This is a genomic window from Leclercia sp. GLN_9, from assembly GCF_043105735.1.
GTDB lineage: Bacteria > Pseudomonadota > Gammaproteobacteria > Enterobacterales > Enterobacteriaceae > Enterobacter > Enterobacter adecarboxylatus.
Genome location: NZ_JBICLV010000010.1, coordinates 40,402 through 52,435, shown reverse-complemented (window position 1 = coordinate 52,435; position 12,034 = coordinate 40,402). Strand labels below are relative to the sequence as shown.

The window sequence follows — 12,034 nt, the reverse complement described above, 5'->3', positions numbered from 1 at the left end:
GGGGTAAGCGCACTCAGGCAGTAATGGTGACGCTCTGGCCTTCAAAACTCACGGTCTGCCCGGCAACAATCTTGCAACGTTTGCGGGTTTCAACCTTACCGTCAACCTTCACCAGACCATCAGCAATGACGATTTTGGCCTGGGCACCGCTTTCGCTCCAGCCTTCGAGCTTCAGCAGATCGCACAGCTCAACGTGCGGATGTTTTCCTAATGAAAAAGTGGCCATCTTACGCTTCCTCTACGTCGTGATACTCTTCGCATGCCTGCAAAGTATTCTGAATCAGTGTTGCTACGGTCATCGGGCCTACGCCACCCGGTACCGGCGTGATGTAAGAGGCGCGGGCGGCAGCATCTTCGTAAACCACATCCCCCACCACTTTGCCGCTTTCCAGACGGTTAATCCCTACGTCGACGACAATAGCGCCTTCTTTGATCCACTCGCCCGGAATAAAGCCCGGCTTACCCACGGCGACGATCAGCAGGTCGGCATTTTCGACGTGCTGACGCAGATTTTTGGTAAAGCGATGGGTGACGGTGGTGGTGCAGCCAGCCAGCAGCAGCTCCATGCTCATCGGACGGCCCACGATATTGGACGCGCCAATCACCACGGCGTTCAGGCCGTAGGTGTCGATGTTATAACGCTCCAGCAGCGTGACGATGCCGCGCGGGGTACACGGACGCAGGCGCGGCGCACGCTGGCACAGACGGCCAACGTTGTACGGGTGGAAGCCGTCCACATCTTTGTCAGGCGCGATACGTTCGAGCACCTTCACGTTGTCGATGCCCGCAGGCAGCGGCAGCTGTACCAGAATGCCGTCGATCTCGTTATCGGCGTTCAGGGTATCAATCAGCTCAAGCAGCTCTGCTTCGGATGTGGTTTCTGGCAGATCGTAGGAGCGGGAGAGAAAGCCCACCTCTTCGCACGCTTTGCGTTTGCTGCCGACATAAATTTGCGATGCCGGGTTGCTGCCGACCAGCACAACGGCCAGCCCGGGGGCGCGTTTTCCAGCGGCCCGACGAGCTGCCACTTTTTCCGCAACCTCAGAGCGCACCTGCTGCGCAATCGTTTTACCGTCAATAATCTTTGCTGCCATCAGAGAGAAGATTCCATCTGTAAGGAGTGAAAGGGGGGATGAGCATATTTTGTCAGAAGCGCGCGCTGCTGTCAGTCACACTTTGCGGATTTTCCTGTTAAGCGGCGTTGTTGTCGGGCATAGGTATGAACTGCAAGGGGATTGTACTAAAATCCATTGACTCATCGGTCATTGACCGTATAATTCCACGCGCTTCACCACTGCGAAGACATTCTTCTCTGTGCGCCCTTAGCTCAGTTGGATAGAGCAACGGCCTTCTAAGCCGTAGGTCAAAGGTTCGAATCCTTTAGGGCGTGCCATTCGCATCATAACGTCGCATTTCTCCGTCTCTTCGTGTTTCTTATTAGAACCAGATTGAAATCATGTCCGGTATTGCGCATTACCATTTACACGAGCAGAGCGTTCACACGCAGCAACTGGCCACGCTATCGGCTCAGGCGCCCGCTGCCGGAATGACGCAGACCAGCGTACCCGCCTCCTTTCAGCAGGTAACACTCTCTTCCCAGCCGATCATCGCCCAGCCTGCGGCAAGCACATCGCAACCCGCTGACCACCGTCAGACATCGGTTACCGCCACACCCGCCTCGTTTGAGCAACTGGGGCAGTACGCCAGCCTGCAGGGCTGGAGTGAAAATCAACTGGCGCTCATGAACCGCTTGCCCCAGTACCGAAACAGCCACACCGGGCCTGCATGGTCGCCCGTCGGGGGCGTTCGCGGCATCCGCAATAACAACCCCGGCAATCTGGAAGCCAGTTGGGCCTTTACCTGGCAGGGGCAGAACGGCACCGACGGGCGCTTCGCTACCTTCGCCTCTCCTGAGCATGGGATCCGCGCTCTGGGCGTAAACCTGCTCGCCTACCAGCGGCGTGGACTGGATACCATCAGCAAAATTATCTCCCGCTGGGCACCGCCGCAGGATAATAACAATACCACCGCCTATATACAGAACGTCAGCCAGGCGCTCGGCGTAACACCGACGACCCGGCTGGATGTCGCCTCGCCTGACGTCTTAACCGCCCTGAGCAAGGCCATTATTCATCAGGAAAATGGGAACGTGCCGTTTTCCGATGAGACGATCGCAAGCGGCATCGCCTCGGCGCTGGGAATGGCGGCGCTGTCGGAAAGCCCGACGCCGGTTTTGAAAGCGACAGATGGAGAACTTGCGAGTAAGGGCAATAACCCGATGGATAAGCTTACTGGCCGGTAACGGCTAGCAAAACCCCCGGCATAAATCGCTGTGCTAAAGGCATACATGATCGGCCTGGGCTATTGACTCCCCCTTCAGACAGACATTCAGGGGCAAGCTTTCCCGAAGACGATCACGCTATCGACCCGCCACAAATCTCTATTCCCGCCACACCTCACAGCGGCGTGTTAACCAACCGCACCTCTCCGAACCTCTCTTCCACGACAGGATAACCCCGAGCCATTACCGGGATGTTTTTGAACCGCTTTTTTACTTTGTGACCCTGTTTACACTTGATTACAGAAGGATAATGAGTATAGTTCTCATTCTCTTTAGTGTTTGTGGGCGCGTAGGGACTTTCCCGCATCAACAGTGAGTGCAGATCTCACACGGAACACTGAGTGTTAACGGTGGACGCTGCACAGGCCTGATGGCCCGAAATCACACTTCTAATCGCAATGTATATGCGACGCAGACGTCCACCTCAAATTCGATTTGCACGGTAAAGGATGTTCCTGATGTCAAAAAAATTGTCCGCCCTGGCGCTGCTGGTTGCTGTCTCACTCAGCGGCTGCGCCGCTCAACACACCGCGACCACCGCTCCCGCCGCTGATGCCCCGAAACCTGCCGCCCCGGCGCAGACCAACGTCGTAAAACGCGATCTGGCTGACGGCCTGTACGAAATGGTGATGAGCCCGAAAGGCGATGCGCTGTACGTTGCCAGTTCAGAAGGTTTCAAGGATGTGCAGGGCGGGGTGGTGTACAAGCTCGATCCGGCGACCCTGAAAACCATCGGCCGCAGCCATACCGATCTGAAAAACTTCGCCCTCGCGATCTCTGACGACGGCCAGACCCTTTATACCACCAACTCACTGGACGGCGGGATCAGCGCCATCAACACCGCCGATGGCAAAGTGAAACAGCGCCTGCTGTTCACCGAGCGCAACAAAGAGGGCTTCCCGTACGGTGCGCGCCAGGTGCTGCTGCATAACGACGTGCTCTACATCGGCGGCGTGGCCGATCCGGCGGTGATCTGGGTGGTAGATGCAAAAACACTGAAGCTGAAAAAGACCATCCAGAACGCGGGCCAGTGGGTCACCGGTCTGATGTGGTCTGAACAGACCCAACGCATCTACGTGGCGAATGGCGGGGGAGATATTCTGATCCTGGATCCTAAGCGCAACCGCATTGAAAAACGCTGGAAGCCGCTCGGGGATAAACCGGCGCTGCTGCTGAACCTCGCGGAAGACAGCGCCACGGGCCGCCTGTTCGTTACCGACAACTCGAAAGCCAAAACCACCCTGGTGCTGGACATCCATACCGGTGAAATCATTAAACAGCTCGATGTCGGCGACTCGCTGGCGGTGAAGTTCAACGCCAAACGCAACGAGCTGTACATCACCCAGCGTGAAAGCGGCAAGCTGCTGAGCCTCGATGCCACCACCTATGCCGTCAAGCAGACGTGGGATCTGCCGCCGAACCCGAACAGCCTGCTGCTGTCGGCTGACGGCCAGACGCTGTACGTCACCGTTAAGCAGGCGTTCAACAAAGACCACTCGACTAACGGGCCGGACAGCGTTGTGCGTATTGCCCTGAAATAAGCTTTCTCATAACAACTCAGGCCCGGCAACGGGCCATTTTGCGCGAAATTTGAACGAGTTAATCATGAACCACACCAGAAAAATGAACAAAACGCTGCTGGCTCTCGCTATAGGCGTTATCGCCCATTCCGCGGTGGCAGCGGAGAGCAAAAAAGAAGAGACCATCGTGGTGCAGTCTGCCGCCAGCGATTTTAAAGCCGGCGGCGACCAGCTGGTACCGGCCTTCCTGGACGGGCAGGTGGCGAACGGCGGCCGCATGGGGATGCTCGGTCAGCAAAATGCGATGGACGTTCCCTTTAACATCATCAGCTACACCTCCAAACTGGTGGAGGATCAGCAGGCGCACACCATTGCTGACGTGGTGGCTAACGATGCGGGCGTCCAGTCCGTACAGGGCTACGGCAACAGCGCAGAAAGCTACCGCATTCGTGGCCTGAAGTTCGACGGAGATGACATGACCTTCGGCGGCCTCTCCGGCGTGCTGCCGCGTCAGGTGGTGGACGCACAGATGGTGGATCGCATTGAGATCTTCAAAGGTGCCAACTCCCTGATGAACGGCGCGGCCAGCTCTGGCGTGGGCGGCATGATTAACCTCGAACCGAAACACGCGGGGGCAACGCCGCAGGCGAAAGTGGGCGTGGACTACACCTCGGATTCGCAGATTGGCACCACCCTTGATGCCGGTCGTCGCTTCGGCGACAACGACCAGTTTGGTGCCCGCGTCAACGTGGTGCACCGTGAAGGCGAAGCGCCGGTTGCTAACGACCGCCGCCGCACCACGCTGCTGTCCACCGGTCTGGACTATGCGGGAGATGACTTCCGTACCTCCGTGGACTTTGGGTATCAGAAGAAAACCTTCCACGGCTCGGAAACCGGGGTCAACATCTCTGGCGTAGATTTCGTGCCAGAGCCGCCGAAAAACGATCGCAACTACTCGCAGAAATGGGCCTACAGCAATATCGAAAACGAATTTGGCATGTGGCGCAGCGAGTACGACATCAACGACAACTGGACCGCCTATACCGGTCTGGGGGCGCAACACGCCCATGAAGAAGGGCTGTACAGCGGTGCGAAGCTGGTGGATAAGAGCGGCAAAGCCACCGCGAGCCGCCTGGATACCAACCGTATCAGCGACAGCGTAAGCGGCATGGCGGGGATCCGCGGTAACTTTGCGACCGGCTTTGTGACCCATAAGGTTAACGTCGGCTACTCGGCGATGACCAAAAACGAGAAAATTGCCTGGAAGATGTCGGCGGCGAAGGATAACCCGGTCACCAACATCTACCACAACACCGGTGTGGATGCGCCACCGAGCACCAACTCCAATGGGGCGGGCGGTAACTACAGCGATCCGCTGACCAGCGGCCGCACCCGCACTCAGGGCTGGCTGCTGAGCGACACCCTCGGCGTGCTTGACGACAAACTGCTGTTCACCGTCGGGGCGCGCCATCAGAAAGTGGTCATTCGTGGGTATAACAAAGTCACCGGTCTGGAAAACGCTGGCGATAGCTTCGACGGCGACCGCTGGATGCCAACCTATGGCGTGGTGTACAAACCCTGGGATGAAATCTCGCTGTACGCTAACCACACCGAAGCGTTGCAGCCGGGTAAAACCGCGCCTAACACCGCCATCAACTACGGCCAGAGCACCGGTATCGTCCACTCTAAGCAGAACGAAGTGGGCGTGAAGGCTGACTTTGGTCGCGTTGGCGGCTCGCTGGCCCTGTTTGAAATTAAAATGCCGTCTGCCATTCTCGACAGCCAGACCAAATATTACGGGCTGGATGCAGAGCAGCGTAACCGCGGCATCGAGCTGAACGTCTTTGGCGAGCCGACGCTGGGCCTGCGTCTGAATGCCAGCGCCACCTGGCTGCAGGCGGAGCTGACCAAAACCAACAACGGTGTTAATCAGGGCAACGACGCCATTGGCGTTCCGTCGTTCTACGGCGTGCTGGGTGCGGAGTATGACATCAAGCCTGTCGACGGCCTGACCGCCACCGCCCGTGTGAACCACTCCGGTTCGCAGTATGCCAATCTGGCCAACAGCAAAAAGCTGGACAGCTACACCACCCTGGATCTGGGCATGCGTTACCGCTTCGCGGTCAACAATGACCAGAACCAGATGACCGTTCGCGCTGGCATTGAAAACGTCACCGACGAAAACTACTGGTCAAGCGTTGACGACAGCGGCACTTACCTGTTCCAGGGTGAGCCGCGTACCTTTAAGGTCTCTGTCGGCTACGAGTTCTGAGTTCGACCCTCGTTATCGGGGCAGGGATGCCCCACCGTCCGTCTGTTATAAAAATGTAACAAATTGTTCTTATAGTGTTCCCACTTTGTCATTTCTTAGCCTAAAGAAAGGAAGCCATCGTGGGTAAACCTCTTAAGTCCGTATTCAAAAAAGAACATCGCGATGATGTCAGCAATCCCAGCGCTAACCCGGTATTTTCCACCGTGGCGGAGATGTTCCTCTCCCGCCGCCGTTTCCTGCAGATGGGTGCCGTTGCCGGTGCCGCCGCCTCTTTCCCCTTTTTACTCAAGCCTGAAAACGCCCTGGCCGCGGTGTCACATCCTTCAGCCCTGAGCAAAGCGGTCTCGCTCGGTTTTACCAGCATTCCGGTCTCAACCGACGATACGGTCAGAGTGCCCGAGGGCTACATTGCACGTCCTTTCTATCGCTGGGGCGACGCTACTGGCATCAAGGGCAATCTGCCAGCCTTCAAATTTGACGCCAGCAACACGACAGACGAGCAGGCGGCACAGGCGGGCATGCACCATGACGGCATGGCGTGGTTTAGCCTGCCGCAAGGGGAGCAGGATCCCGCCCATGGCCTGCTGGCGATGAACCACGAGTATATCGACAACGGCATGCTCTTTACCGACGGCACCGCCAACTGGAGCCTGGAGAAGGCGCGTAAAGGCCAGAACGCGATGGGCGTGTCGATTATCGAAGTGAAAAAGAGCGGCAGCGACTGGGAAGTGGTGCGCCCCTCCGGCTTTGCCCGCCGCATCACGGTAAATACCCCGATGCAGCTCACCGGCCCGGCGCGTCAGCAGGCGTTAATGAAAACCGCCGCCGATCCGCAGGGCGAGCAGGTGCTCGGCACCATGCAAAACTGCGCTAACGGTTATTCCCCCTGGGGAACCTATCTCACCTGCGAAGAGAACTGGTCGGATATTTTCGTCAAAAAAAGCGAGCGTAACGCGCTGGAGAAGCGCTACGGCATCAGCGACAGCGATGAGTCCTACCGCTGGAGCGAGGTGGACGACAGGTTCAACGTGGATAAAACCCCTAACGAGCCGAATCGCTTTGGCTGGGTGGTCGAAATCGATCCGTACAACCCGAACTCCACGCCGCGCAAGCACACCGCGCTGGGTCGCTTCAAACACGAAGGGGCCGCCGTCACCCTGGCCGCCGATAAGCGCGTGGTCACCTATATGGGGGATGACCAGAAGTTTGAGTACATCTACAAATTTGTTTCCGACAACCATTACAATCCGGCGGATCGCGAAGCCAACATGCAGTTGCTCTCCGCTGGCACGCTCTATGTCGCCAGATTCAACGATGACGGCTCCGGCGAGTGGCTGCCGCTGGTGTTTGGCCAGAACGGCCTGGATAAGAGCAAAGGGTTCGACAATCAGGGCGACCTGCTGATTAAAACCCGTCTGGCGGCCGATGCCGTAGGGGCGACTAAGATGGACCGTCCTGAGTGGATTGCGGTCGATCCCCATAACAGCGGCAGCGTTTACTGCACGCTGACCAACAACAGCGATCGCGGCAAAGAGGGCAAAGCGCCGGTGGATGCGGCCAACCCGCGAGCAAACAACACGTTCGGCCACATCATGCACTGGCACGAAGAGGGCGGCGATCCGGCAGCGTTACGCTTTAAATGGGACATCCTGGTGCTGGCCGGGCGAACGGACACTGCGGATGAAAAGGCGAAAGGCAGCATGAAGGGGGCCGAATTTGGCAGCCCGGACGGCCTGTCGTTTGACCATCAGGGCGTGCTCTGGATCCAGACCGACGTCTCCTCCAGCACCATTAACAAGAAAGCCTATGAGGGGATGGGCAATAACCAGATGGTGGCGACCATTCCGGGCACCAACGAGTACCGCCGCTTCCTGACTGGCCCACGCGGCTGCGAAATCACCGGCATTGCGTTCACCCCGGACAACCGCACGCTGTTTATTAATATTCAGCATCCGGGGGAGGGCGGGGACGATATTACCGACCCGGCAAACCCGCGCGCCGTTTCTAACTGGCCGGATAACAATCCGCAAGGGCGTCCTCGCGCCTCAACGGTGGTCATCACCAGAGCGGACGGCGGTATTATCGGTTCTTGATAGCCTCCCGCCGGGCAGCAACCGTTGCCCGGCGTTTAACTTGCTCCCGTCTGCCTGAAGTGTTAAAAGGTGCCCCTTCCATAAAAAGAGACAGGGGTAAGACGTGAAAAACGCGTCATCCGCTTCAGGTACTGGTGTTACTGAAGCCTCGTCGGAACAGACACCGACGCTGCATCGTGGTTTACAGAACCGACATATTCAACTTATCGCACTCGGTGGCGCTATCGGCACCGGGCTGTTTCTCGGCATCGGTCCTGCCATTCAGATGGCCGGTCCTGCCGTGCTACTGGGTTATGCCATCGCGGGCATTATCGCTTTTCTGATCATGCGCCAGCTCGGCGAGATGGTGGTAGAAGAGCCGGTATCCGGTTCCTTTGCCCATTTTGCCTATAAATACTGGGGGCCGTTCGCCGGTTTCCTCTCTGGCTGGAACTACTGGGTGATGTTCGTGCTGGTGGGCATGGCAGAGCTGACCGCTGCGGGCATCTATATGCAGTACTGGCTGCCAGAGGTACCCACCTGGATCTGGGCGGCGGTATTCTTCATCATCATTAACGCCGTTAACCTGGTGAACGTGCGCCTGTACGGAGAGACCGAGTTCTGGTTCGCCTTAATTAAGGTGCTGGCCATCATCGGCATGATCGGTTTTGGCCTGTGGCTGCTGTTCTCCGGTCACGGCGGCGAGCGGGCGACCCTCGACAACCTGTGGCAGCACGGCGGCTTCCTCGCGACCGGCTGGAAAGGGTTGGTGCTGTCGCTGGCGGTGATCATGTTCTCGTTTGGCGGGCTGGAGCTGATTGGCATTACCGCCGCTGAAGCGCAGGACCCACATAAAAGTATCCCGAAAGCGGTCAACCAGGTGGTGTACCGTATTCTACTGTTTTATATCGGTTCGCTGGTGGTGTTGCTGGCGCTCTACCCGTGGGTGGAAGTGAAGTCTGACAGCAGCCCGTTTGTGATGATTTTCCACGATCTGAACAGCAACGTGGTGGCGTCGGCGCTGAACTTTGTGATTCTGGTGGCCTCGCTGTCGGTCTATAACAGCGGCGTCTACTCCAACAGCCGCATGCTGTTTGGCCTCTCCGTACAGGGTAACGCGCCGAAGTTTTTAACCCGCGTCAGCCGTCGCGGCGTCCCGGTGAACTCGCTGCTGCTCTCCGGGGGCATTACCTCGCTGGTGGTGCTGGTCAACTACCTGCTGCCGCACGAAGCCTTTGGCCTGCTGATGGCGCTGGTGGTCGCGACCCTGCTGCTGAACTGGATCATGATCTGTCTGGCGCACCTGCGGTTCCGCGCGGCGATGCGCCGCAAAGGACGCGAGACGCAGTTCAAAGCGCTGCTCTATCCGGCGGGTAACTATCTCTGTATCGCCTTCCTGGCGATGATCCTGGTGCTGATGTGTACCATGGACGGCATGCGCACCTCGGCCATCCTGTTGCCGGTGTGGATTGTGTTCCTGTTTGCGGCCTTTAAACTTTCCAGAAAGTAAAGCGTTGGCCCTCTCCCGGTGGGAGAGGGCTTCAGGCCGCACCATTCCCGTTTTCGCATTGCGGCGCGGCGCTTGTAACAGCCTACAAAAACCGTAAACCAGGTAAGCACAGCACTAACCGCAAAAATGCCGCAGGGTAATCAAAAATGAAACGCCACCCGCTTCCCGGTGGGCAGAATGACATCAATACTCACTTCACCCCCTAATGCCGTAACATAGCGTTTAAGCGTAGAAAGACGCGGATCATTATCCGGTTGCTCAATTTTCGCAACGGTAGGCTGTTTAACCCCCATCGCGGCAGCAAGTTCAGTTTGCGATATGTTGAGTTCTTCCCGGAGCTGGTTGAGCGCGACAATAATGCGCAGATCCTCAACTTTAGCGGCAATTCGCTCCTGACTTTCCTGGCTCTGCTGGGCCATGAGTTCTTTTAACGTAGCCATTCGGCCTCCTTACTCGCCAGATAATCGCTGAATTCAGCGTCAGCCATGGTGATCATATCTTTATAGAATCGCTTTTCATTTTTTCCCGTCTTATTTCCAGCACATAAAATTATGGCTTTACGAACAGAATCGAAGGCAAAAAAAGCACGAACCGGATCCCCTGCATGCTGAATGCGTAGCTCTTTCAAATTCGCGTAATGTGAGTTTTTAACTGTATCGACCCAGGGACGGCCCAGCTGTGGACCGTACTCTGAGAGGATATGCATTATAGCCAGGACATCTTCTTTCAAGGCTTGTGTCTGGTGGTTAAACCACTTGTCAAACGTATCCGTTGTTTCGACTTCCCACATAACTATTTCCTTATAGCCTTTTGGCTATAAAAGATTATAGCCAAAAGGCTATAACTGCAACTGCAACTATATTGCGGCGCGGCGCTCTCACAAGCCTGACAACCCCTATTCCGGGCAAGGCGCACCTCTCACCCGGCACCTGCTCGCCCCAATCCAAACCTTTATCGTGACCCTCCTCGCACTTCTGAATCGATCCACAGGATCTTTATTTTGTAATCGATTACTTTTCATTTGATACGGTTTGTAATCGATTACTTTTTAAGGGTGGGGATGATCATGGTGTCAACAACTGAAAGTAGTGGAAAGGTGATAGGGCAGCACCGGATGCTGGTGCCGCGCCTGTCGCTGATGATGTTCCTGCAATTTTTTATCTGGGGTAGCTGGTCAGTTACCCTCGGTCTGGTCATGACCCAGCACAACATGTCATTGCTGATCGGCGATGCTTTTTCTGCCGGGCCGATTGCCTCTATTCTGTCGCCGTTTGTCCTCGGCATGCTGGTGGACCGCTTCTTCGCCTCGCAAAAGGTGATGGCGGTAATGCACCTCGCTGGCGCGGCAATCCTGTGGTTCGTGCCGGGGGCATTAATTGCGGAAAACGGTGCGCTGCTGATCGGCCTGCTGTTTGGCTACATGCTCTGCTACATGCCGACCCTGGCATTGACCAACAACATTGCCTTCCACAGCCTGGCGAACGTCGATAAGACCTTCCCGGTGGTTCGCGTATTCGGCACTATTGGCTGGATTGTGGCCGGGATCTTTATCGGCGTGACCGGCGTGGCGTCCAGCGTCACCATCTTCCACGTAGCGGCGGCCAGCTCCGTCCTGCTGGCGCTCTATAGCCTGACGTTGCCGCACACGCCGGCGCCGGCCAAAGGGATGCCAGTGCAGATGCGCGATCTCTTCTGCGCCGACGCCTTCGCGCTGCTGAAAACCCGTCACTTCTTTATCTTCTGCCTGTGCGCGATGCTGATCTCCGTTCCGCTGGGCACCTACTACGCTTACACCGCGTCCTATCTGGCCGATGCCGGTATCGCTGATGTCAGTACCGCCATGTCCTTTGGCCAGATGTCTGAAATCTTCTTCATGCTGGTGATCCCGCTGCTGTTCCGCCGTCTGGGCGTGAAATATATGCTGCTGATCGGCATGCTGGCGTGGTTCGTCCGTTACGCCATGTTTGCCCTGGGCGTGAGCGAAGAGGGACGTATCCTGCTGTATCTCGGCATCCTGCTGCACGGCGTCTGCTATGACTTCTTCTTTGTGGTGGGCTTTATCTACACCGACCGCGTGGCGGGCGAAAAGGTAAAAGGCCAGGCGCAGAGCATGATCGTGATGTTCACTTACGGTATCGGCATGCTGCTCGGCTCACAGATTTCCGGCGCGCTGTACAACCGCCTGGTGGCGGGGCAGACCGTTCCACAAGCCTGGGTCACCTTCTGGTGGATCCCGGCGGTGGCGGCTGCGGTCATCGCGCTGATTTTCCTCTTCTCGTTCAAATATGACGAAGAAAAGGCGCACTAACTGGAGGTGGT

Annotated in this window: 10 protein-coding genes and 1 tRNA gene; 7 read left to right on the top strand and 4 right to left on the bottom strand. The window is 57.0% G+C overall.

From position 1 onward, the window contains the following. Positions 1-13 precede the first annotated feature (13 nt). Both ybcJ and folD read right to left on the bottom strand, forming a co-directional pair. The gene (gene ybcJ / locus ACF8PE_RS05300; RefSeq protein ID WP_032616913.1) at positions 14-226 is read right to left on the bottom strand and encodes a ribosome-associated protein YbcJ; all 213 of its coding nucleotides are present in this window, start codon (positions 224-226) and stop codon (positions 14-16) included. Position 227: 1 nt separating this feature from the next. Then, positions 228-1,094, bottom strand: coding sequence for a bifunctional methylenetetrahydrofolate dehydrogenase/methenyltetrahydrofolate cyclohydrolase FolD (gene folD, locus ACF8PE_RS05295; RefSeq protein WP_032616914.1), 867 nt, complete (start codon positions 1,092-1,094; stop codon positions 228-230). 222 nt (positions 1,095-1,316) lie between these two features. On the opposite strand from folD, the gene ACF8PE_RS05290 reads away from it, so the two are divergent. The 6 genes from ACF8PE_RS05290 to pheP all read left to right on the top strand — a co-directional run bounded on the left by ACF8PE_RS05290 (position 1,317) and on the right by pheP (position 9,715). Next, a tRNA-Arg gene (locus tag ACF8PE_RS05290) sits at positions 1,317-1,393 on the top strand. A gap of 63 nt (positions 1,394-1,456) precedes the next feature. Beyond that, on the top strand, positions 1,457-2,302 hold the full coding sequence (locus ACF8PE_RS05285) for a hypothetical protein (RefSeq protein WP_117385907.1): 846 nt from the start codon (positions 1,457-1,459) through the stop codon (positions 2,300-2,302). A 497-nt stretch (positions 2,303-2,799) separates the two neighbouring features. Continuing rightward, positions 2,800-3,882, top strand: a complete 1,083-nt coding sequence (locus ACF8PE_RS05280) for a YncE family protein (RefSeq protein ID WP_117385905.1) — start codon at positions 2,800-2,802, stop codon at positions 3,880-3,882. A 64-nt stretch (positions 3,883-3,946) separates the two neighbouring features. Next, positions 3,947-6,133, top strand: a complete 2,187-nt coding sequence (locus ACF8PE_RS05275; RefSeq protein WP_032616917.1) for a TonB-dependent siderophore receptor — start codon at positions 3,947-3,949, stop codon at positions 6,131-6,133. 119 nt (positions 6,134-6,252) lie between these two features. Next, complete coding sequence (locus ACF8PE_RS05270) at positions 6,253-8,226, top strand: PhoX family protein (protein WP_392494664.1); 1,974 nt, start codon at positions 6,253-6,255, stop codon at positions 8,224-8,226. 103 nt (positions 8,227-8,329) lie between these two features. Continuing rightward, positions 8,330-9,715, top strand: coding sequence for a phenylalanine transporter (pheP, locus tag ACF8PE_RS05265; RefSeq protein ID WP_077226217.1), 1,386 nt, complete (start codon positions 8,330-8,332; stop codon positions 9,713-9,715). 140 nt (positions 9,716-9,855) lie between these two features. Here the strand turns inward: pheP and ACF8PE_RS05260 are convergent, their stop codons facing one another. Both ACF8PE_RS05260 and ACF8PE_RS05255 read right to left on the bottom strand, forming a co-directional pair. Further along, the gene (locus ACF8PE_RS05260) at positions 9,856-10,155 is read right to left on the bottom strand and encodes a helix-turn-helix domain-containing protein (RefSeq protein WP_059308573.1); all 300 of its coding nucleotides are present in this window, start codon (positions 10,153-10,155) and stop codon (positions 9,856-9,858) included. Beyond that, positions 10,143-10,505 carry a type II toxin-antitoxin system RelE/ParE family toxin gene (locus ACF8PE_RS05255; RefSeq protein ID WP_317518908.1) on the bottom strand — a complete coding sequence of 121 codons (363 nt, stop codon included), beginning with the start codon at positions 10,503-10,505 and terminating at the stop codon, positions 10,143-10,145. The genes ACF8PE_RS05260 and ACF8PE_RS05255 overlap by 13 nt, the downstream gene beginning before the upstream one ends. Before the next feature lie 276 nt (positions 10,506-10,781). Here ACF8PE_RS05255 and ACF8PE_RS05250 point away from each other — a divergent pair, with 276 nt between their 5' ends. After that, entirely contained in the window at positions 10,782-12,023 is a 1,242-nt protein-coding gene (locus tag ACF8PE_RS05250) for an MFS transporter (protein ID WP_392494663.1), read from the top strand. The last annotated feature ends 11 nt before the right edge of the window (positions 12,024-12,034 follow it).

Bases quoted from the DNA above. Each gene is read 5' to 3' on its own strand.
- folD (WP_032616914.1), bottom strand. From the start codon at position 1,094: ATGGCAGCAAAGATTATTGACGGTAAAACGATTGCGCAGCAGGTGCGC.
- ACF8PE_RS05285 (WP_117385907.1), top strand. From the start codon at position 1,457: ATGTCCGGTATTGCGCATTACCATTTACACGAGCAGAGCGTTCACACG.
- ACF8PE_RS05255 (WP_317518908.1), bottom strand. From the start codon at position 10,505: ATGTGGGAAGTCGAAACAACGGATACGTTTGACAAGTGGTTTAACCAC.
- ybcJ (WP_032616913.1), bottom strand. From the start codon at position 226: ATGGCCACTTTTTCATTAGGAAAACATCCGCACGTTGAGCTGTGCGAT.
- ACF8PE_RS05275 (WP_032616917.1), top strand. From the start codon at position 3,947: ATGAACCACACCAGAAAAATGAACAAAACGCTGCTGGCTCTCGCTATA.
- ACF8PE_RS05280 (WP_117385905.1), top strand. From the start codon at position 2,800: ATGTCAAAAAAATTGTCCGCCCTGGCGCTGCTGGTTGCTGTCTCACTC.
- ACF8PE_RS05260 (WP_059308573.1), bottom strand. From the start codon at position 10,155: ATGGCTACGTTAAAAGAACTCATGGCCCAGCAGAGCCAGGAAAGTCAG.
- ACF8PE_RS05250 (WP_392494663.1), top strand. From the start codon at position 10,782: ATGGTGTCAACAACTGAAAGTAGTGGAAAGGTGATAGGGCAGCACCGG.